The following is a 20,930-nucleotide window of genomic DNA, read 5'->3' on the forward strand; positions in this document are numbered from 1 at the left end:
GGCGGTGGTACACAAAAGGAGGCCCGTCCCGGTGACTTCCGGGACGGGCCTCTTCGGAGCGCTGGGCAGGCCTTGCACCTGCATCTCCCCGCAGGAAGCGGGGCGTCTTTCCTTGGACGACCAACGCGTGGGATTCGCCTGCCCGTTGGCGGCGTTTCCAAGATCTACTGTACCCCAGGAGGAGCGCCCGGCGCACGTCCGTGCGAGTTGCGTGCGTCCCGGGGCGGGCGATCACCGCCCGGCGTCCTTCCCGTCCGGCGACGTACCCTGCCTTGCATGGACACAGCCGTCACCCCGGATCCCCCGCTCGGCACCGGGCACGCCGAGGGACTCGCGGTGGTGGAGCGGATGCTCGCCGGCGGGAACGTCCTCGTGCTGAGCGGGGCCGGGCTCTCCACCGAGTCCGGCATCCCCGACTACCGCGGCCCCTCGGGCAGCCGACGCCGGCACACGCCGATGACCTACCAGGACTTCACCGGCAGCGAGGAGAACCGCCGCCGCTACTGGGCACGCAGCCACCTCGGCTGGGAGTCGATCGGGCTGGCCCGGCCGAACGCGGGGCACCGGGCGGTGACCCGTCTCGTCACGGCCGGTCTCGTGCACGCCGTCATCACCCAGAACGTGGACGGACTGCACGCCGCGGCGGGCACGCCCCAGGCGGTCGAACTGCACGGCAGCCTGCACCGGGTGATCTGTCTGACCTGTGAGAACACCGTCTCGCGCAGGCAACTGCACGAACGTCTCGACCAGGCCAACCCCGAGTTCCGCGCGCTCGCCGCCCGGGTGAACCCCGACGGCGACGCGGAGTTGGCCCGCGAGTGGGAGGCGGCGTTCCGCACGGTGTCCTGCCAGGTGTGCGGCACGGGCACGCTCAAGCCGGACGTGGTGTTCTTCGGCGAGAACGTGCCCAAGCCGCGCGTGGCCCACTGCTTCGACCTGGTCGACGCGGCCTCGGCCCTCCTGGTCACCGGCTCCTCCCTGACGGTGATGTCCGGGCTGCGCTTCGTGCGGCACGCCGCGAAGCAGGGCAAGCCGGTGGCGGTGGTCAACCAGGGCCCGACCCGCGGCGACGACCTCGCCGCCGTGCACCTGGACCTCCCCCTGGGCGAGACCCTCACCGGCCTCGCCGACCGGCTCGGAGCGTGAGCGGGCGGCTCAGGCCCCGCTCACGTCCATGCGCTGGGTACCCACGACCGACAGCAGCCGCAGGGCCTCCTCCGAGGAGGAACCGGGGACGGCGGTGTTGAGCACGACCCGCTGGTCCCGGTCGGTGAGGTCCAGGACGTCGCAGTCCACGGTGACCGTGCCGACCAGCGGGTGCAGGAACGTCTTGCGCAGGGTGTGCCCGGCCCGCACGTCGTGGGAGGACCACAGCCGGGCGAACTGCTCACTGCCCGCGCGCAGTTCGGCGACCAGCCCGCGCACCTCCGGGTCCTCCGGGTAGCGGGCGGCGGTGGCCCGGAGCCGCTGGGCGCAGTCGCGGGCGAACTCGTCCGCGTCGGACACCCCGTACAGCCGCTTCCCGGGCTCCTGCGGGCCGAGGAAGACCCTGCGCGCCAGGTTCCGCTCGTGGCGCGGCAGGGCGGAGAAGTCCTCCATCAGGGCGGCCGCGAGCGGATTCCAGGCGAGCACCTCGTACGTCGCGGAGGTCACGAACCCGGCGGTGCCCGGGAGCCGGTTCAGCATCTCCAGGATGCTCGGGGGCACCTCGCGGCAGGGCCCGGGGGGTGGTCCCGGGGGTGCGCCGGCGAGGTGGTGCAGGTGCTCGCGCTCGACGTCGGACAGGCGCAGGGCCCGGGCCAGCCCGGACAGCACCTCCCGCGAGGGGCGGGGGGCGCGGGCCTGTTCCAGACGCGTGTAGTACTCGGTGGAGATGTACGCGAGCTGCGCCACCTCCTCGCGGCGCAGCCCCGGTGTGCGGCGCCGCCGCCCCGCGGGCAGGCCCACGTCGGCGGGGGTGATGCGCGCACGCCGGCTGCGCAGGAACTCGGCCAGTTCTCGTCGGTCCATTCCCCCAGTGTGCGCGGGTGCCGGCCGCGCAGCCAGGTACCGCCGATGCCTGGTTGCGCCCCGGTGCGGGGCGCAGGCTCGAAGACATGAATCACAGGAACGACAACGAGACCAGCACCGGCACCGGCACCGGCACCGGCACCGGCACCGGCACCGGCACCGGCGGCATGCCCGGCGCCGGCGGCACTACGCGTGCGGAGGCCGCTCCCGTGGCGGGTTCCGGGCTGCTGGCCGGCAAGGTGGCCTTCATCACCGGCGCGGGCCGGGGCATCGGCGCCGCCGCGGCCCGGCTGTTCGCCCGCGAGGGTGCCCGGGTGCTGCTGGCCGCCCGTACGGAGGCACAGCTCAAGACAGTGACGGAGGAGATCCGGGCGGCGGGCGGTACCGCCGCGTACGTGGTGTGCGACCTGGCCGAGGCGGACAGCGTGCGCGCCGCCGTGAACCGGGCCGTGGAGCTGTACGGCAGGCTCGACGTGGCCTTCAACAACGGTGCGACCTTCGTGCCGCCCGGCCCGCTGGACGAGGTCAGCGAGGCCGATTTCGACCACGTCTACACCGTGAACCTCAAGGGTGTCTGGCTCGCGATGGCCGCCGAGGTCGCCGCGATCCGGGCCACCGCGAAGGTGGGCGCGCTGGTCAACAACTCCAGCGTCGGCAGCCTCATGGCCAACCCCGAGCTGCCCGCCTACGGGGCGATGAAGCGGGCGGTGAACAGCCTGACGGAGTCGGCGGCCGTGACGTACGGGCCCGAGGGCATCCGCGTCAACGCCATCGCGCCCGGCAACACGCTCACCGAGATGATCGACACCTGGGAGACGCACTCGCCCGGCCTCCAGGACCGGCTGACGGCGCACCTTCCGCTGCGGCGTGCGGCGGCTCCCGAGGAGATCGCCGAGTCCGCCGCCTGGCTGCTCAGCGACCGCGCCTCGTACGTGACCGGCACGGTCCTGCGCGTCGACGGAGGCGCCCGCGCCTGAGCCCCGCCCGCGCCGTGTGGCGGGCTCCGCCGGTCATCGAGGTCGGCGCCCGAACCGCGGCGGCTCCCGCCCGGCGAGACCGCCCGGCCCTTCCCCGCGGCCGCGCGCCAGGTCGGCTTCGGCACCTGCGACCCGGCGAGCCGGCGCCGGGGAGCGGCCGGTAGGCGGCGCACGCTCAGGCCTGGTGCCCTCGCGCCCAGGTCGCGGCCGTGACCTCGCCGTGCAGGGGCCGGCCGGAGCTCCAGCGTTCGAGTTCGTCGAGGGCGTGGTCGGTGAGGCGGCCGATCTCGGTGCCGAGGGAACCCGCGAGGTGCGGGGTGAGCATGACCTGGGGAAGCGTGCGCAGCCGGGAGCCGGCGGGGAGGGGTTCGGGGTCGGTGACGTCGAGGACGGCGAAGAGACGGCCGCGCGCGCACTCCTCGGCGAGTGCCTCGGAATCGACGAGACTGCCCCGCGCGGTGTTGACGACGGTCGCGAAGTCGGGCAGCCGGCGCAGTCGGGCGGCGTCGAGGAGGTGGCGGGTCTCCGGGAGAGCGGGGGCGTGCAGACTCAGGACGTGCACCCGGGGCAGCAGGTCGTCCAGCTCCACCAGCGTGGCACCGGCCCGGGCGACCTCCTCGGGGTCGGCGTACGGGTCGGCTACGAGGACGGTGGTGCCCTCGAGCACCCTCAGCAGTTCGGCGACCCTGCGGCCGACGCGGGAGAACCCCACGAGGCCCACGGTGCGCCGGTGGTTGGACAGGTCCCCGAGGCCCTAGGCGAGCCGCCGGTGCTCGTTCCCGTGCCGTGCCTCGGCCGCGAGGAACGGGGCCTTCTTCCCGGCGAGGATGATCGCGGCGAGGGTGTACTCGGCCACCGGTACGGCGTTGACGTCGGCGGCGCTCGTGACGCGGATGCCGCGGCGCCACACCTCCTCGCTCACCAGGGTGCGGACGCTGCCGGCGCAGTGCAGCACGGCCCGGAGCGCGGGTGCCGCGTCGAGCCGATCCGGGGTCAGTTCCGGAGCTCCCCAGGAGGTGAGCAGTACCTCGGCGGCGGCGAGCCGGCGGCGTGCGGCCGGGCTGTCGAGTTCCTCCGTCCAGCACGGCTCGTCCAGGGTCGCGAGTCCGGCCAGCCGGGCGAGCCGGTCGGGGTCGAAGTGGGCACGGAAGCTGGACGCGTTCATGACGACCAGGGTGTGCGGCTTGGCGGGCATGGAACGGCGGGCTCCTTCCGGTCGGGGGCCGACGGCGGACGCGGCCGGGCCGAACTCCACGGTGTCACGGCCGAGGCACGCGGGACAGGGCTTCCCTCCCCGGCGCCTCCGCACGTGTGCCAGGGCGATGAGAGCGCTCTCACACCTCTGTGCCCACGCCTTGAGGGAGCGCTCCCCGTCGCGGCACACTGCCTGGCATGGACCCAGAGCCCGGGGTGCGCCCCTACCGCCCGTCGGATCATGACGACGTCGCCGACGTGTGTGTGCGCACGGCCGACCTGGGCGGCGACTCACGGCACCTCTACCCCGACCCCGGCCTGATGCCGGCCCTGTTCGCCCATCCGTACTGTCATCTCGAGCCGGGGCTGGCCTTCGTCCTCGACGACGGGCACGGCCGGGCCGTCGGCTACATCGTGGGCGCCGCGAACACCGCGCGGTTCGCGAGCGACTTCCGCGACCGCTGGCTGCCGCTGGTGGCCGACCGTTTCCCCGAACCGCGTGAAACCCCCGCCACGCGCGCCGAGGAGATGACGTCGCTCCTGCACCGCCCGGAGCGGATGGTGCTCCCCGTCCTCCGGGACTACCCGGCACATCTGCACATCGACCTGCTCCCCGCCTGGCAACGGCGCGGTTTCGGCAGGGAGTTGATGCGCACGTTCCTGACCGCGCTGCACCGTCGCGGCGTGCCGGCGGTGCACCTGGGGATGGTCACCGCCAACACCCCGGCCCGCGCCTTCTACGACCGGCTCGGCTTCCACGTGCTCCCCGTGCCGGACCCGGGCGACCTCACCTACCTGGGCAGGAGCACCGGCCTCGCGGGGTGAGACACACGGGTGTGCCCCGGGCGGCGTCCGCTCCGCCCGGGGCACACCTGGTGCGTCCGGTCACGCTCCCCTCGCACTCGGGGAACGGTGTCCGGGGAACGGCGTCAGGGGAACGACGTCACCTTCGAGGGGATGGTGTCCGATCCCGAGGTGGGCGCCCCGGTGTCGTTGACGACGTGGGCGTACTGCCCCTTGCCGCCGAGGGAGATGACCATGATGTCGTGCAGCTTCACCCCGGACCGCACCGGCACCTGGAAGCCGTGGTGCTGGACGATCGACGGATCGGAGGTGAAGTTGCAGTAGCTTCCCATGCCCCACGCCTCGTGCTGGGTCACGGAGTCGGCGACCTTGTAGGCCGCGTAGCCGACGATCCCGTCGTGGGTGACGGCGGCGGCGTTCGGGACGTCGTACGCCTTCTCGTTCTGGAAGAAGATCGTGCGCCCCCGCTCACCGCTCCAGAGCACGTCGTACCTGTTGAAGTGCTCCACGAACAGGCCGGTGGCCAGGACGTCGTCACCGTTGACGCGCAGGCCGTAGTCGGCGCGGTTGGTGTCCCAGCCGACGCCGTCGCCGTGGTCCGCGCGCCACAACCAGGTGTGGTCGATGATGACGTCGTCGCTGTTGACGACGACCGAGTTGGTGGCCAGGCCGGGTCCCGCGCCGCCGATGCGGACGAACACGTCCTGCATGGTGGTCGGGTCGGCGGCGTGGTCCGCGCTCGAGCCGGCCGGGCCGATCCGCAGCAGTGTGTCGGAGTTCGTGGCCCCGGCGTCGATCAGGAAGCCGGCGAGGCGCACCCCGTCGACGTCCGCCACGTGCATCGCGTCCACCCCGTGGTCGGGGATGAGGGTGGCGAGGCCGAGCCCGAGGACGACGGTGCCGGCGCGGGTCACGTCGAGGGTCTGGTCGAGGTGGTAGACCCCCGGGGTGAACAGCAGGTTGAGGCCCTGGTCGAGGGCCTGGTTGATGGTGGCGGCGGTGGCGCCGGGCTTGACCACGTAGAAACGGTCGAGCGGGAGCGAGGTGCCCGCGTCGGCCGGCCAGGACACGCCCCGGGCTCCTGTGCGCTTGGCGGGCACGAACACCTTGTAGGCGCCGCCGGACTGGTAGAGGAAGGGCTTCTCACGGGAGACGGGGGTGGTGTCGAGCGTGGTGTACGGGCCGCTGTCGAAGTTCGTCGCGGGCGCGCCCTGGACCCCGGTGAACGTCATGTTCCACACGCCGTTGGTCCAGCCGCCCACCGAGCTGTCGCGGGTGTACCACTGCTGCTGGGAGTACGGGCCCACGGTGCCGTCGATCTTCGAGTCGGCGATGTAGCCGCCGGAGGCCCAGCCGTAGCCGTTGGGGGCCAGGTTGAGGCCGCCCTTGACGTGGATGCGGCGGAACGGCGCGGCCTGGGCGACGGCCCAGCGGTCGGTGCCGTTGGACGGCGTGAGGGCGAGGTTCTCCGCCGAACGCCAGAAGTTCTGGGTGGCGTTGCCGTCGAACCAGCCGGCGTCGACCGTGATGTCCCCGTTGATCTGCGTGTCGTCGGGGTCGAGGCCCAGACCGGAGATCGAGGTGTAGAAGCCGAGTTGGGCGTTGATGCCGTTGTACGTGCCCGGCTTGAGCAGGAACTGGTAGCGGCCGGTGCCGAACTGCGCCCGCTCCTGCTGGGCGAAGACCTGGTCGAACTTCTGCTGCAGGTTCGGGGTCGAGGGGTCGACCACGATCACGTTCGGGCCGAGGTCGCCGCCGCCCTCGACGGGTGGGGTGCCGGTGGTGCCGGTGTGGACGGCGACCTCCCACAGGGAGTAGCCGTAGGCGGTGCCGCGGGCCGTGCCGTTGATCCGGACGTAGCGGCCCGAGCCGCTGACGTCGTAGGAGGCCTTGCCACCGGTGGCGCCGGTGACGGCGCGCAGGGTGCTCCAGTTCGTGCCGTCGGTCGAGGACTGGATCTGGAAGTCCTTGCCGTAGGCGGCCTCCCAGTCGAGGTCCACCTTGCACAGGTCACGGACGGCGCCGAGGTCGACCTGGATCCACTGCGGGTCGGCGAACTGGCTGGACCAGCGGGTGGTGGTGTCGCCGTCGAAGGCGGCGGAGGCGGGACCGGCCGCGTTCTCCGTGGTGGAGGCGGAGGCGGGACGGCCCTTGGCGGCGTTGGCCGTGTCGCAGCCGGCCGAGGAGCCGCCGGTGGTGCCGAAGACCTGGAACTCCCAGAGGGAGTAGCCCCATTGGGTCGCGCGGTGGACGCCGAGCATCCGGACGTAGCGCCCCTGCCCGGAGACGTCGAGGGTGTCGGTGCCGCCGTCGCCGCCGGTGACGGACTTCAGGTCGCTCCAGGAACTTCCGTCGGCGGAGATCTGGACCTTGTAGTCCTTGCCGTAGGCGGCCTCCCAGTCGAGGACGACCTTGCTGACGGTGGCGGTGGCGCCGAGGTCGACGCGCAGCCACTGGCTGTCGGTGGCGGCGGAGGACCAGCGGGTGGCGGTGTCGCCGTCGACCGCGTTGCCGGCGCTGAGGGTGCCGGTCTCCTCGGAGGAGGAGGTGGCCGTTCTGCCCTGGGAGAGCGGGGTCTCGGCCGCGGCGGCCGAGGCGTGTGCGGGAAGGGTGACGAGCGCCGCCGCGGCGGCGAGCACGACACCCAGGACTCTGAGTCTCATCGATGTCCCTGCGGTGGGGTGGGTGGGGTCGTCCGCGGATCGGGGCACCCGCGGACCGTTGCGCGAAAGGGCACGCCAAAGGCGCGCGGACGCTGCCCCGTTCGCTTAGTTCACGTCTTGATTTAACTGATGACCGGAGCGCGGGGGAAGCCTCGCGACACGGGAACTTTTTCCGCCACCGCGCCGGCCGTCCCTGGCCAACTCCTCCTGCGGACGGCGCCGTTCGTGCGTTTCCCGCGCGGCGCTCCCCTCACCCGGTGGCTACCGGCCCGCCCCGATCAGCCGGTCGGCCCCGGAGGCTGCCAGTCCAGGCGGAGGACGGCGATGTCGTCGGTGTGCCGGTCGGCGTTGAGCGTGCGCACGGTGCTGATCAGGCGGTCCAGGTGGGAGCCGGGATCGGACTCGGAGGTCCGGGCGAGGATGCGCAGCAGCCCCTCCGTGCCCAGCCGCTCCGCCGCGTGCCCCGCTTCGTCGGTGCCGTCCGCCTCCACGGCGCCGCCGTCGGCGTAGCCCTCGATGAGGCCGTCGGTGTAGACGAGCAGGGCGCCGGCGGGGGGCAGGGTGACGGTGGTGGCGGGCCAGTGCTCGGTGCCGGGGAGGATGCCGAGGGCAAGGCCGTGGGCGGCCTTCACCACCTGGGGGCCGTCCCGGTCGAGCAGCAGGGGCTCGTGGTGACCCGCCAGGTGGATGGTGGCGGTGCCCGCGACCAGGTCGGCGGTGAGGAGGGTGCAGGTGGTGAACAGGTCGTTGTGGGTGCGTTCGGCCAGGTGGATCTGCTCCAGCAGGTGCAGCAGTCCGTGCCCGCGGTGACCGCCGAGGGTCAGCGCGCGCCAGGCGATGCGCAGACAGACGCCGAGGGCCGCCGCGTCGGGTCCATGGCCGCTGACGTCGCCGACGACGGCGTGCACGAGGCCGTCCTCGGTCTGTACGACGTCCAGGAAGTCGCCGCCGAGGAGGGCCTGTTCACGGCCGGGGAAGTACCGGGTGGTGGTGGTCACGCGGGGTGATCTGAGCAACGGCAGGGGCAGCAGACCGCGTTCCAGGCGCGCGTTCTCCTGGGCGCGCAGCCGGCCCTCGTGCAGGGCGACCCCGGCGAGTTCGGACTGCTTGCGCTGGACGGCGTAGCGGACCGCGCGCTGCAGCAGTTCGGGATCGACCTTGCCCTTGACGAGGTAGTCCTGCGCGCCCGCGGCGAGTGCCTCGACCCCGGCGTGGGACTCGGCCAGGCCGGTCAGGACGATGACCGCCGCCTCCGTGCCGGTGCCCCGGACCGCGTCGATGGTCTCGAGGCCGGAGACGTCGGGCAGGTGCAGATCCAGCAGCACGCAGTCGGCCGGGCGGGCGGTGAGTTCGGCCCGCGCCTCGGCCATGCTGCGGCACTGCACGAGGGTGTGCGCGAGGTCGGTGTCGAAGAGCAGTTCCTCGACCAGCAGCGCGTCGCCCGCGTCGTCCTCGACCAGCAGGATGCGCAGTTCCCCGACGTCGCGGACACCGGGCGGGAGCGGAGTCACGCGCTCGGCTCCTCGGTCGTGTCCGGCTCCGCGGCCCGCAGCGCGGGGAGCGTGAAGACGACCCGGGTGCCGGGGCCGTGCTCGGGGTCGATGCCGATGGTGCCGCCGTGGAACTCCACGACCTTCTTGCACATGGCCAGGCCGATCCCGGTGCCGGGATAGGCGTCCTTGGTGTGCAGGCGCTGGAAGATGACGAAGACCTTGTCGCGGAACTCGGGGGCGATGCCGATGCCGTTGTCGCGCACGGCGAAGTGCCACGTGTCGCCGTCCTGGCAGGCCTCGATGTGGATGCGCGGGGGGCGCTCGGGGCTGTGGAACTTCAGGGCGTTGGAGAGCAGGTTCTGCCAGAGCATGCCGAGCTGGGTGGTGTCGCCGAGCACGGTGGGCAGCGGGTCGTGGGTGATCTCCGCGCCCGTCTCCTCCGCCGCCATGCTGAGGGTGCCCAGGGTGCGCTCGACGAGTGCCTCGAGGTCGACCTCGCGGCTCTCGTTGTGCACCCGGCCCACACGGGAGAAGGCCAGCAGGTCGTTGATGAGCACCTGCATGCGGTTGGCGCCGTCGACGGCGAAGGCGATGTACTGGTCGGCGCGCTCGTCGAGCTGCTCGCCGTAGCGCCGCTGGAGGAGCTGGGTGAAGCTGGAGACCTTGCGCAGGGGCTCCTGGAGGTCGTGCGAGGCGACGTAGGCGAACTGCTCCAGTTCGGCGTTGGACCGCCTGAGGTCGGCCGCCTGCTCGTCGAGCTGCTGCCGGGAGCGTTCGGTGTGGGCGAGCTCCGCCACCAGGCGCCGGCGCATCTCCTCCACGTCCATGCCGAGGCGGCGCAGGTCGGCGGGACCCTCGGCGGCGATCGGCCGGTCGAAGCCGCCCTTGGCGACCTCCCGGGCCGAGGTGGCGATCCGGGTCAGCGGAGCGGTCACGCCCCGGCGCAGTCCCTCGAAGATCAGCGCGGCGACGACGAGGATGCTCAACGCGATCGCCGTGAACACCCAGTTGCGCAGGGTGATCGCCCGGGCGAGGTCCTCGCTCGCGGCCTCACGGCTGTCCTGGAGGTGGGTCTGCTGCCGGTCCAGGGCGCTGCGAAGCGAGTCGAAGGTCCGCTTCCCCTCGTCCGCGCGCTCCGTGGCCAGGGGCACCGCGGACCCGGCGGGCGCGGCGGCCACCGGGTGGGCGATCCGCCGCTGCCACTGATCGGCGAGCCGCTCGACGTCGGCGAGGTCCTTGCGGGCCGTCTCGTCGTCCCGGATCAGCGGCCTGAGCCGGCTCAGCGCGGCCTTCTCGTCGGCGACGCCCTGGTTGTAGGGGGCGAGGAAGTCCCGCTGGCCCGCGAGGCCGTAGCCGCGGACGCCGGTCTCCTGGTTGACCAGGGCGGCCTCCAGCCGCACCGCGGAGATCAGCGCCGGGGAGTTGGTGTCCACGACCTGGCTGGTGAGGTCCGAGGCACGGGCCATGCTCCAGGTGCCGAGTCCGCCGAGGACGGCCAGCACCGCCAGGGTCGCCCCGACTCCGACCCGCAGCCAGCGCCGGGTCGTCCATCCGGACACCGTGACACCGGCCCGTGCCGCCCGCTCGTCCCTCACGCCTACCGCTCCCTCAGCCGAACACCGTCACTCACATGCCGTGTCGAATGTACGGCAGGGCAACTGTACCGGTCGGACGACAACGCTTGTTGTCGAAGGGCACCCCGGCCGCTTACAGTGACGTCATGACCGGCACCCCCTTCTCCCCCCGCATGAGTCAGGCGGAGACCTCAGCTCTGGTCACCGATGCCGCGGACCGCCTCGTCCACACCCTCGCCGACCGGGTGCTGCGTCCCCAGCCCGGTCCGGAGGACGAGGCGGGCGCCGACCGCGCACGGGCCCTGGCGCGCCTGCACGTACTGGCCAATCTCGAACAGGCCGTGCACCATCTCCAGTACGGCGCGGCACGGGCGGCCGCCGCGGCCGGGGCCGGTTACCCCCAGATCGGCGATGCCTCCAACATGAGCCGCCAGGGCGCGCGCCGCCGTTGGCCGGGGCTTGTGACCAACGCCATGCCCCATTCCCCCACCCGCACCATCACCCGGAGCTCGTAACCATGATTGCGCCCGCCTCGACCCACCCGTACGACGTGCTGCTGGTCGAGGACGACCTCGCCGACGCGATGCTCATCCAGGACGCCCTGGCCGAGCGTGGTGCCCGCCACCTCACCCAGGTCGAGGACGGCATGGCGGCCCTCGACCACCTGCGCGACCCCGCCAACCCGCGGCCGGACCTCATCGTGCTGGACCTCAACATGCCGCGCATGAACGGACGCGAGTTCCTCTCCATCGTCAAGGAGGACCCCGAGCTGCGCACCATCCCCATCGTGGTGCTCACCACCTCCTCGGCCCCGGACGACGTGGCGGGCGCCTACCGCCAGCACGCCAACGCGTATGTCACCAAGCCGGTGAACCTCGCGGAGTTCGAGGAGGCCGTGCGCAGCATCGACGCCTTCTACCTGGACGTGGCGGCGAAGCCGCCGCGGCACTGATCGCGGGGGACGTCCGTCCCCCTCACCCCCGCGCGGCTCCCGCGCACAAGGCCCGCACACCCTCCGGGGCACCTCCCCGGACATGTGTGCGGGCCTTTCTCGGACATGGGGAAAAGCGCGCCACACATCCCACTTCCGTAGTATCACTGCCACACTGCTGTGCAGCAGTAATCGGTGTCGCCCCCGGCACACCGGGGGTAAGAGCACCGGCATTTGATATCGCACAGTGCGCACACCATGCCCGCCCGAGGTGCGCACGCGCAGGGAAGTCGGAGGAATACATGTCTGAAAGCACCACTACGGCGCCCGGGTTGACCTCGCAGTACACGGCTCAGGTGGCCGAGGATCTGGAGCGCAACGCCAAGGAACAGGAACGCATCGGAGCGGAAATCGCCGCTTTGCAGGAGCAGTTGACCGCGCTGCGGCAGGACCACGCGGTGCTGGTGAACCTCCGCGAGGCCCTCGGCCTCACACCCGCGGCCACCGCGCCCGCGCCCGCGGTCACCCCCGGCGCACCGGTGCCCGCGCCGCGCAAGAAGTCCGGTGCGGCCTCGGGGAAGCCGGCCAAGGCCCCGGCCAGGAAGGCGGAGAAGTCCGCAGCGAAGCCGACCGACAAGCCCGCCGCCCGCACGAGCACCTCCAGGAGCGCCGCGAAGAAGGCACCGTCCAAGGCGCGCGCCAAGACGCCGGCGAAGAACACCGGTGCCCAGAAGGCGGAGAAGTCCGCCCCCACGCTCGTCACCCTGGTCCGGGACCACCTGACCGGGCAGACCGAGCCGCGTTCCGCCGCCGAGATCGCCGCGGCGCTGGACAAGCTCCACCCCGAGCGGGCCGTCAAGACGACCGTCGTGCGCAACACCCTGGAGGCGCTGGTGGCCAAGGACCGGGCGCACCGCTCCAAGCAGGGTTCCTCCGTCTTCTACACCGCCGTCACCGCCGAGTCGGGCGCCCCGGAGCAGGAGAAGCAGCCCGCTCAGTGACTGCGCCGCCGGCCGCGGCCCATCCCACGGCAGGCCGGCCGCGCCGGGCCCCGGCGGGCCACCCCCTCGCAGAGACCGCCGGCCCGGCGCCACACCCGCCCCTTCGCCGACTCCGGCCGCCCACGGGGCACGGAGGGACCGGAGACCGGGCACACGATCGTCACGCGGGCAGCACACGGCGGTCCTGCGGCACCAACCGGACGTTCCCATCCTCACGACTCGACCCGGCGGGCGCCTGGAAGGGCTGCGGACCATGGAGCGGCATGCGACTCGGCCGCGGGAGGTACGGAAGCCCTTCGGGCACACGGCCGCGGTGGCCGGGGTCGACCTGGGGATCGGGGACGGCGAGTTCTTCTCCCTGCTCGGGCCGTCCGGCTCGGGCGAGACCACGCTGCTGCGGCTGATCGCGGGGTTCGAACAGCCCGACGAGGGCCGGATCGAACTCGCCGGGCGGGACGTCACCGACCTGGCGCCCTTCGCGCGCGAGGTGCACACCGTCTTCCAGGACTACGCCCTGTTTCCGCACATGACGGTGGAGCAGAGCGTCGCCTACGGGCTCAGGGTGCGCGAGGCGGCCCGCGCCGATCGGGTGCGCCGCACCGGGGAGGCGCTCGCCGCGGTGCGGCTCGCTGACCACGGGCGGCGGCGCCCCGCGCAGCTGGCCGGCGGTCAGCGCAGCACGTCGCGCTCGCCCGCGCCCTCGTCGGCCGACCGCGGGTGCTGCTCCTGGACGAACCGCTCGGCGTTCGGGACGGTCCTTCAGCCGCTCGGGGTGGGGCTCGGGTTGTTCACCGTCGTCGGTCACGCCACGTTCTGCGTCGTCGTGGTCTTCGACAACGTCGCCGCCCGGCTGCGCCGTACCACCGCCTCCCAGGAGGCGGCGGCCATGGACCTCGGGGCGCACACCTTCCGCGCCTTCCTGGACGTCACCTTTCCGCAGCTGCGCCCGGCGCTGCCGGCGGGCGCACTGCTCGCGTTCGCCCTCTCCTTCGACGAGATCGTGGTCACCACGTTCACCGCGGGGCCGGGCGTGCAGACCCTGCCCCTGTGGATCTACGACAACATGACCCGCCCCCAGCAGGCCCCCGTGGTCAGCGTGGTGGCCGCCGTCCTGGTCCTGCTGTCGGTGCTCCCCGGCCACGCCGCCCGGCGGCTGTCCGCCGGCACGTCGACGGCGAGCAGGATCTGAGGGGCCCGCGCGGTGCCGAGTCCCTCACCCCCGTACGCCGCACGGCGGCCCGCTCCGGGAGGGAGCGGGCCGCCGTGCGGTGCGGGCGGGGAGGATCAGTGGCCGTGTCCCGACGGGTCGGGGGTCACCGCGGTCCGCTCCTCACCGGCCGCCGCGGTGGCGGTGTCCGGCTCGGCCTCACTCCGGTCGCCGTGGCCCGGCCACCATGCGGCGTGGCCGATGAGCGCGGTGAGGCTCGGGGTGAAGAACATCGACATCACGAACGCGGCGATCGCGATGCCGAAGGACACCGCGAAGCCCATCTCCGTGAGCAGCGCGTTGCCCGCGAGCATCATCGTGGCGAAGGTGGCCGCCAGGATGAATCCGGCCGCGGCCACGGTCGGCCCGGCGTACCGCAGTGCCATGCCCGCGGCCTCGCGCGGATCGCGGCCCTCGCGGGCCTCCTCGCGCAGCCGGGCGATCATGAGGATGTTGTAGTCGGTGCCGATGGCAACGACGAAGAGGTACATGATCACCGGGAGCATGAACATCAGCCCCGAGTGGCCCTGGCCGTTCTGGAAGATCAACACGGTGGCGCCGAGCGTGGCGCCGAAGCCCAGCCCCACGGAGGCCATCAGGTACCAGGGCGCGACGACACTGCGCAGCAGCAGTCCGAGGATCACCATGATGAGCAGCGCCGCGACCGGGAACACCGTCCGGTAGTCGTGGTTGACCGCGGTGTCGATGTCCTTGTAGATCGAGGACATGCCGCCGACGAGCGCGCTGGTGCCCTCGGGGGCGGCCGAGTGCGCTACGTCGCGCACGTCGCCGACGGTGTCGATCGCCTTGTCCGCGGCGGCGTCGTACTTGAGGGTGACGGTGAAGTCGGCGGTGGCGCCGTCCTCGCTGACCTGGGTCATGCGGGCACTGTTGACGCCGTCCACGGCGCCGAGCTTCTTCGCGTACGCGTCGAAGGAGGCCTTGTCCAGCGGCTTGCCGTCCTCGCGGGAGAGGTAGACGTCGGTGGGCGCGGCCGCACCCGCCGAGTACGCCTTCTGCATCTCGTCCTGGACGACCATGGACTCCTTGGTCTTGGGCATGGAGCCCGAGGCCAGGTCGAACGTGGCGTTGAAGCCGAGCGTGCCGAGGGACAGCACGACCAGGACCAGGCCGGAGAGTGCGGCGGTCAGCCCGGGACGGCGGCGCACCCCGCGGCCGAGCGCGGCGAAGCGGGCGTTCTCCGGCTCGCGTTGCCAGGACTTGGACGGCCAGAAGACCTTCGGCCCGATGAGGGAGACGACGGCCGGGATCAGCGTCAGCCCCGCGACCAGGGTGACCGCGACCGCGATGGCGAGCGCCGGGCCCATCTGCTTGAGGAAGCCGAGGGTGGAGAGCACCAGGGCGAGGAAGGCGATGATGACCGCCCCGGCGGCCGAGGCGATGGCCTCGCCGACCCGGGCGACGGCGTTGACCATGGCCTGCTTGGGTTCGTCACCGGCACGCAGGCGCTCGCGGTAGCGGAACATCAGGAACAGGAAGTAGTCGGTGCCGACGCCGAACAGCACGACGATGAGGATCGAGGAGACGGAGCTGTTGGCCTGCAGGTCGAACAGTTTGGTGGCGTACGCGATGAGCCCGTTGGCGATCGCGGACACCACGCCTATCAGGATCAGTGGCAGCACGGCGAGGATCGGCGCCCGGAAGATGATCAGCAGGGTCACCAGGATGATGACGAAGGTGCCGATGCCGATCAGCGCCTCGCCCCGCTTGGAGGAGTCCTGCTGGTCGAGGGCCTGCGCGGCGGAGCCGCCCAGTCTGGCCTCGAGGTCGGTGCCCTTGGTCAGGGCCTTGACCGCGTCGCGGAGCTCCTTGGCGGCGTCGGCCTGCTCGGGCTGTCCGGCCTTCTTGCTGTCCATCTGGACCAGGGTCATGGTGTATTTGCCGTCCTTGGACGGCTGGCCGGGGACGACCTTCTGGACCTGGTCGATGTGCTTCTTGCCCAGCTCGGAGGTGATGCGGCCGACGTCCTTGCGGTCGTCCGCGGTCAGCTTGCCTCCGTCCGTGCGCTGGTAGAGCGCGATCGCGGACGGGGTGAAGGCGCTGGGGAACGCCCTCTCCTGGAGCTCGGCGGCCTTGATCGACTCGTAGCTCTTGGGCAGGAAGCTGCTCTCGTCGCTGTTCGAGGGCAGGCTCGGCGCGGTGGCCACGATCGCCACCGCCGCGATCAGCCATGCCACGATCGTCCAGACGGGATGTCGGACGACGGTGTTCCCAATGCTTCGGAACATGCGGAAGGTCCTCCCAGCGGCAGGAAGATCACCGCAGCCCGGGGAGCGGTCCCTGGCATCGGCGACCCCGACCGGCACGTACGGCACTCACCCCGTTGCCGGTCGATCGGTTGACTTGAGCCACCGATCCTAGTCACCGCACCCCGTCGGCATACCGCCGGGTACCCGCCGGTACAGCGAGGGATGCCGGGCGGTCAGGCCAGGGGGTCGTGTCCCCAGTTCATCAGCGAGTGTCTCCAGCGGGTGTCCCGCACATCGCCCTCGGGCCGCTGCGCGAGGTGGCGGCGGATGTAGCCGACGACCTTGCGCATGTGCTGGTAGTCCCCGTCGGACAGCTCGCCCTTCTTGGCGCGCAGCAGTTCCACGATCCGGCGGCCGGAGGCGTGCCCGGTGGACTCGCCGCCGTCCTCGTGCCGGCCCGCGCTGCGCGAGGCCTCGGAGGAGAGCCACTTCTCCAGCTCGGCCGGCTTCATGTTCACCAGCTCGTGGAACTCCTTGCCGCTCTCCTCACGCTCCGTGTCGTCCACGGCCGCTTCACTTCTTCTTCTTGAGCGCGGACGGCTTGTGCACCGCGGATCCGCCGGACTTCTCGCTGCGCACCTGGTACTGCGGCTCCTCGGAGGAGGCGTCGACCGTGCGTCCGGCCGCCTCGGTGCGCTCGGTGATCTTCTTCTCCACCGTGCCCTCGGCCTCGCCGCCGTGGCTCTTCCAGGTGACCTCGTCACCCTTCTTCAGCTTCTTGTCCTGGTCGCCGCTCTTCGCCATGTCCTTGCTCCCTTGCTCGGTGCCGGTCCCGCCCGGCCCCGCCCTCCAGGCTGAGGGCGTTCGGGCCCGCGCGCACCCGCGGCGTCCCGGGCAGAAATCGGGGGACCCGGGGGTTGCGGAAGTGAAGGGGCGGGCGTGCCGCCCCTTCGGCCGCGACGCCGGCGGGGCGGTGGCGCGGCACACGGACGGCCCCCGACACGAAGAGAGCCCCATGGCACAGCGTGACGGCATCGGCAGGATCGGCGTGTGGAGCGGTGCGTGGAGCAGCGCGCTCGGGGGCGACGGCTCGGCGTACACGGGCGCCTACGACGAGGCCGCCGCCGAGCTCGACGAACTGGGCTTCGGCACGCTCTGGCTGGGCGCGAACCCGTCCGTCGGGTACGCGGCGCGGGTCCTCGCGGCGACCCGCCGCCTCACCGTGGCGACCGGCATCCTGAGCATCTGGGAGCACACGGCGGCCGATGTGGCCGCGCAGCGCGCCGAGGTCGAGCGCGCGCATCCCGGGCGCTTCCTCCTCGGGCTCGGGGTGAGCCACAGCGCGATCGCCCCGCGGTACGCGCGGCCGTACTCGGCGATGCGGGACTTCCTGACGGGGCTGGACGGGGCCGCCGAGCCGGTTCCGGCCGACCGGCGCGTGCTCGCGGCGCTGGGCCCGCGGATGCTGGAGCTGGCCCGCGACCGGGCCGCCGGGGCGCACCCGTACCTGGTCACCGCCGAGCACACGGCGCACGCGCGGGAGGCGCTGGGTCCCGGGCCGCTCCTCGCGCCGGAGCTGAAGGTCGTCCTGGACACGGATCTCGACCGTGCCCGCGCCACCGCCCGCGCGTACCTGGGCCGTTATCTGGCGCTGCCCAACTACACGGGCAACCTGCTGCGTTCGGGCTTCACCGAGGACGACGTGCGCGAGGGCGGCAGCGACCGCCTGGTGGACGCGGTGTTCGCGCTCGGCGACGAGAAGGCCGTCGTCCGCAAGACGGAGGAGTTCTTCGCGGCCGGCGCCGACCATGTCGCGCTCCAGGCCGTCACCGAGGACCCGCTCGCCGGACTGCCGCGGGCGGAGTGGCGCCGCCTGGCGGGCGCGCTGCTCGGCTGAGTCCCGGACCGGGCCGCCCTCGAAGGGGTGCGCCACCCGCCGGGTCCGGCCCGTGAGCCCCGGCCCCGTGGTCAGCGGGCGGCAGGGGCCCGCGTGGGGTGGTCCGGGTCGGCGGAGAAGGCCGTGTCCCCCACCACCGCGACGAGCGCGTCCTTCACCGTGAGCACGCTCGGCACCGTGTTCCCGGCCGGGGTGCCGAGACCGGGCAGCTTGTCCGTGGTCCAGCGGACGTCGCCGGTCTCGCGGTCCAGGGCGACCAGGCGGCCGTGGCGGCCTGCGAGGTAGAGCGCGTCGGGCCCCGCCGACCGGGCGGGGACCGACAGGTCCTCGACCTCGGTGTCGCGCTGCCAAAGGCGCGGTCCGTTGGCCGAGTAGGCGGTGACCGTGCCGTCGGGGCGCACGAAGTACACGATGCCGTTGAGGAGGGTGGGCGTACCGCGCGGGATGTCGGGGAGACGGACGCGGATGAGGGCGCCGCTGATCGGGTCGATCCGGATCAGGCCCTCGTACTCCTCGTCCCGCCCGCCCTCCGGCCCGGCGTCCAGGTGCTTGCGCAGCGCGAACAGGGGCTGTGCGCTGACGGCACCGAGCGGCACCGCCCGCTGCGAGAGGTGGGTCAGTTCCCGCGCGGTGCCGTCGGCCGGGTTCAGGTGCAGCAGGGCCGCCGGCCCCTTGGCGGGATGCTGGGCGTCGGTGCAGAGGGCGTAGGGGGCGCCGCCCGGCGCCAGGGGGCCGCACTCGGTGCCGACGGAGGACTTCCCCGCGGTGCGCCACCGCTGCTCGCCCGTCTTCGGGTCCAGGGCGACCAGGTCCGAGGAGTTGTGCGCCACCGCGAGCACGCCGCCGTTGAACAGGGCGGCGGGGTGGCTCGCGTCGATCTCGCGGCTCCAGACCCGCTTGCCGGTGGCGGCGTCGAGGGCGAGCAGTCTCCGGGGCGCGTGGACCGCGGTTCCGTGGGGCTGTTCGTAGGTGTACACGATGCCGCCGCGTACGCCGAGGGGGCGTTCGGCGGCCTCGGTGTTTCCTCCGTACCACCAGCCGACGCGGCCCGAGGCGGCGTCGACGCGGGCGACCGTGAAGCCGGTGCCCGCGCAGTACAGCGCGGTGCCGTCGGAGACGCAGCCGGCGTTCACGGCGTCCACGTCGTGGGAGGTGGGCTCGTGTGCCACGCGGCGGCTGAGCCCGGTCCGCCAGGGCTGGAAGCCGGTGGGCAGCACGGCGGGCCGGTGGCTCGCGGAGGCGAGGGGCGTCCGGTCGCCCTCCCCCGAACGGGACGACAGCGCGTACGCGGCCGTACCCGCCACGGCGATCACCAGGGCGGCGCCGAGCACGGCGAGACGGCGCACCCGGCGGCGCGGTCCACCAGGGCCGGCCGCGGACGGCGCCCCGCCCGGGGCGCCGGGGGGCTCGGGGGTGTCCGGCAGTGACCGGAACAGCTCGTGCAGTTCCGCGAGCGTGGGCCGGGAGGCCGGGTCCTTGGCCAGGCAGCGCTCGGCGAGGGTCCGCAGCGGCTCGGCCACCCCTTCGAGGTCGGGCTGCTCGTGCATGACCTGATAGCCCGTCGGGTACGGGCTGTCGGCGTCGAAGGGCCCCCTGCCCGTGGCCGCGTACACCAGCAGCGAGCCCAGCGAGAACACGTCCGAGGCGGCGGTCACCTCGCGGGGCGAGGCGAACTGCTCCGGAGACATGAACGGCGGGGCGCCGATGAGCCGTCCGGTCACGGTGAGGGCCCGGTCGTCGGCGGCGCGGGAGATGCCGAAGTCGATGACGCGCGGCCCGTCCTCGGCCATGAGCACGTTGCCGGGCTTGAGGTTCCGGTGCACCACACCGGCCCGGTGGATGTCCCGCAGTGCCTCGACGAGCCCCGTCGCCAGGTTCCGCAGCGCCCGCCCACCGAGGGGGCCGTCCTCGGACACGAGCTCGGCGAGGGTGGGTCCCGGCACGTACAGCGTGGCCATCCACGGCTGCGCGGCCTCGGGATCGGCGTCCACCACGGGCGCGGTGAAGGCCCCGCTCACCCGGCGGACGGCCGCGACCTCCTGCCGGAACCGGGCCCGGAACTCCTCGTCCTCCGCGTACGGGGCGTGCACGACCTTGACGGCGACGAGCCGCCCCGAGGCCGAGCGTCCCAGGTGCACGACACCCGTGCCGCCGCTGCCGAGCCGCTCGACGAGCTCATAGCCGCCGAGTGACTCGACGGACTCCGATTCCCCGGTGCTCGACGGCATCGCCGTTCGCCTCTCCCCTTGCGCTGTCGCCGCATGTGCCACAGGCGCACCACGCGTCTGTGCGGCGGCATCAGACTAGTGCCTGCCCGCGGGCGCCCGCGGCCGTGGCCGGTCCCCGCGCGCGGAACCCGGCCACCGCGTGCGCGGGCCCTCGGCAAGTGGTGTGCGTGAGGCGGGTGTTGCCTGCTCATAGGGTGGGCGCCATGGAACGCGTACTGGTGGTGGGGAGCACGGGCGCGGGCAAGTCGACGCTCGCCCGTGCGGTGGGCCGGCGTCTGGACGTGCCGTACCACGAGATGGACGCGCTGTACTACACCGGCCCCGGCTGGGCGGTGAACGGGAAACTGGTCGAAGAGGTGTCCGCGCTGACCGCGGGACCGCGCTGGATCATCGACTCGATCGGCTCCGCGGAGGTCCGCGACCTGCTCTGGGAGCGGGCCGACACGGTGCTGTGGCTCGACTACTCCCGGCGGGTCGTCATGCCGCGCGTGCTGCGCCGGTCCCTGCGCCGCACTCTCACCCGCGAGCCGGTCTTCGGCGGCAACCGGGAGACCCTGGCGGGCTGGTTCAGCCACGAGCACCCCGCCTGGTGGGCGTGGGCGCAGCACGCGGGCCGCCGGCAGGAGATCGAACGGCGCACCGGCGACCCGCGCTTCTCCCCCCTGCGCACGCACCGCTTCACCCGGCCCGCGAGGGCGGCGGAGTGGCTGCGCACGCTGTGACGCGCGGCCCGGTCCGCAC

17 protein-coding genes and 1 pseudogene are annotated in these 20,930 nt (G+C 72.9%); 9 read left to right on the forward strand and 9 right to left on the reverse strand.

Going from position 1 to position 20,930, the window contains the following annotated elements:
- The first annotated feature begins 276 nt into the window (after positions 1 to 276).
- The gene (locus tag OHB09_RS01170; RefSeq protein ID WP_006137099.1) at positions 277 to 1,146 is read left to right on the forward strand and encodes an NAD-dependent protein deacetylase; all 870 of its coding nucleotides are present in this window, start codon (positions 277 to 279) and stop codon (positions 1,144 to 1,146) included.
- A gap of 9 nt (positions 1,147 to 1,155) precedes the next feature.
- Here the strand turns inward: OHB09_RS01170 and OHB09_RS01175 are convergent, their stop codons facing one another.
- The gene (locus OHB09_RS01175; RefSeq protein WP_191890553.1) at positions 1,156 to 2,010 is read right to left on the reverse strand and encodes a helix-turn-helix transcriptional regulator; all 855 of its coding nucleotides are present in this window, start codon (positions 2,008 to 2,010) and stop codon (positions 1,156 to 1,158) included.
- A 167-nt stretch (positions 2,011 to 2,177) separates the two neighbouring features.
- On the opposite strand from OHB09_RS01175, the gene OHB09_RS01180 reads away from it, so the two are divergent.
- Positions 2,178 to 2,987 carry an SDR family NAD(P)-dependent oxidoreductase gene (locus OHB09_RS01180; protein WP_191890565.1) on the forward strand — a complete coding sequence of 270 codons (810 nt, stop codon included), beginning with the start codon at positions 2,178 to 2,180 and terminating at the stop codon, positions 2,985 to 2,987.
- A gap of 175 nt (positions 2,988 to 3,162) precedes the next feature.
- Here OHB09_RS01180 and OHB09_RS33265 read toward each other — a convergent pair.
- Positions 3,163 to 4,182 (reverse strand): annotated as a pseudogene (locus OHB09_RS33265) (hydroxyacid dehydrogenase).
- Between the two features lie 197 nt (positions 4,183 to 4,379).
- Here OHB09_RS33265 and OHB09_RS01195 point away from each other — a divergent pair.
- On the forward strand, positions 4,380 to 5,006 hold the full coding sequence (locus OHB09_RS01195; RefSeq protein ID WP_328921459.1) for a GNAT family N-acetyltransferase: 627 nt from the start codon (positions 4,380 to 4,382) through the stop codon (positions 5,004 to 5,006).
- 104 nt (positions 5,007 to 5,110) lie between these two features.
- Here the strand turns inward: OHB09_RS01195 and OHB09_RS01200 are convergent, their stop codons facing one another.
- The 3 genes from OHB09_RS01200 to OHB09_RS01210 all read right to left on the reverse strand — a co-directional run bounded on the left by OHB09_RS01200 (position 5,111) and on the right by OHB09_RS01210 (position 10,736).
- Positions 5,111 to 7,648, reverse strand: coding sequence for a discoidin domain-containing protein (locus OHB09_RS01200; protein WP_328921460.1), 2,538 nt, complete (start codon positions 7,646 to 7,648; stop codon positions 5,111 to 5,113).
- A gap of 278 nt (positions 7,649 to 7,926) precedes the next feature.
- A complete protein-coding gene (locus OHB09_RS01205; RefSeq protein WP_191854221.1) occupies positions 7,927 to 9,159 on the reverse strand; it encodes a SpoIIE family protein phosphatase in 1,233 nt (410 codons plus the stop codon).
- Positions 9,156 to 10,736, reverse strand: coding sequence for a sensor histidine kinase (locus tag OHB09_RS01210; protein ID WP_319117437.1), 1,581 nt, complete (start codon positions 10,734 to 10,736; stop codon positions 9,156 to 9,158). The genes OHB09_RS01205 and OHB09_RS01210 overlap by 4 nt, the downstream gene beginning before the upstream one ends.
- A gap of 125 nt (positions 10,737 to 10,861) precedes the next feature.
- On the opposite strand from OHB09_RS01210, the gene OHB09_RS01215 reads away from it, so the two are divergent.
- The 4 genes from OHB09_RS01215 to OHB09_RS01230 all read left to right on the forward strand — a co-directional run bounded on the left by OHB09_RS01215 (position 10,862) and on the right by OHB09_RS01230 (position 13,836).
- Complete coding sequence (locus OHB09_RS01215; RefSeq protein WP_050811023.1) at positions 10,862 to 11,230, forward strand: hypothetical protein; 369 nt, start codon at positions 10,862 to 10,864, stop codon at positions 11,228 to 11,230.
- A gap of 2 nt (positions 11,231 to 11,232) precedes the next feature.
- Positions 11,233 to 11,667 (forward strand): response regulator, encoded by a 435-nt coding sequence (locus tag OHB09_RS01220; RefSeq protein WP_006137080.1) that lies wholly within the window; start codon positions 11,233 to 11,235, stop codon positions 11,665 to 11,667.
- A gap of 281 nt (positions 11,668 to 11,948) precedes the next feature.
- Entirely contained in the window at positions 11,949 to 12,647 is a 699-nt protein-coding gene (locus tag OHB09_RS01225) for a hypothetical protein (RefSeq protein ID WP_213088541.1), read from the forward strand.
- 313 nt (positions 12,648 to 12,960) lie between these two features.
- Positions 12,961 to 13,836 carry an ATP-binding cassette domain-containing protein gene (locus OHB09_RS01230; RefSeq protein ID WP_328921461.1) on the forward strand — a complete coding sequence of 292 codons (876 nt, stop codon included), beginning with the start codon at positions 12,961 to 12,963 and terminating at the stop codon, positions 13,834 to 13,836.
- Between the two features lie 95 nt (positions 13,837 to 13,931).
- Here OHB09_RS01230 and OHB09_RS01235 read toward each other — a convergent pair whose 3' ends face one another.
- The 3 genes from OHB09_RS01235 to OHB09_RS01245 form a co-directional block, all read right to left on the reverse strand.
- Positions 13,932 to 16,103 (reverse strand): MMPL family transporter, encoded by a 2,172-nt coding sequence (locus tag OHB09_RS01235; RefSeq protein ID WP_191854219.1) that lies wholly within the window; start codon positions 16,101 to 16,103, stop codon positions 13,932 to 13,934.
- Between the two features lie 194 nt (positions 16,104 to 16,297).
- On the reverse strand, positions 16,298 to 16,630 hold the full coding sequence (locus OHB09_RS01240) for a DUF3140 domain-containing protein (protein WP_006137072.1): 333 nt from the start codon (positions 16,628 to 16,630) through the stop codon (positions 16,298 to 16,300).
- 7 nt (positions 16,631 to 16,637) lie between these two features.
- Positions 16,638 to 16,868: a hypervirulence associated TUDOR domain-containing protein gene (locus tag OHB09_RS01245; RefSeq protein ID WP_006137071.1), complete on the reverse strand. Its 231-nt coding sequence runs from the start codon at positions 16,866 to 16,868 to the stop codon at positions 16,638 to 16,640.
- Positions 16,869 to 17,079: 211 nt separating this feature from the next.
- Between OHB09_RS01245 and OHB09_RS01250 the strand changes: the two genes are divergently transcribed.
- Complete coding sequence (locus tag OHB09_RS01250; RefSeq protein ID WP_191854218.1) at positions 17,080 to 17,961, forward strand: LLM class F420-dependent oxidoreductase; 882 nt, start codon at positions 17,080 to 17,082, stop codon at positions 17,959 to 17,961.
- A gap of 71 nt (positions 17,962 to 18,032) precedes the next feature.
- Here OHB09_RS01250 and OHB09_RS01255 read toward each other — a convergent pair whose 3' ends face one another.
- A complete protein-coding gene (locus tag OHB09_RS01255) occupies positions 18,033 to 20,189 on the reverse strand; it encodes a protein kinase domain-containing protein (protein ID WP_328921462.1) in 2,157 nt (718 codons plus the stop codon).
- 203 nt (positions 20,190 to 20,392) lie between these two features.
- Between OHB09_RS01255 and OHB09_RS01260 the strand changes: the two genes are divergently transcribed.
- On the forward strand, positions 20,393 to 20,911 hold the full coding sequence (locus tag OHB09_RS01260) for a P-loop NTPase family protein (RefSeq protein ID WP_191854216.1): 519 nt from the start codon (positions 20,393 to 20,395) through the stop codon (positions 20,909 to 20,911).
- Positions 20,912 to 20,930: the final 19 nt, after the last annotated feature.

Origin of the sequence: Streptomyces griseoaurantiacus, from assembly GCF_036189845.1 — a bacterium.
GTDB classification, from domain to species: Bacteria; Actinomycetota; Actinomycetes; order Streptomycetales; family Streptomycetaceae; genus Streptomyces; species Streptomyces griseoaurantiacus.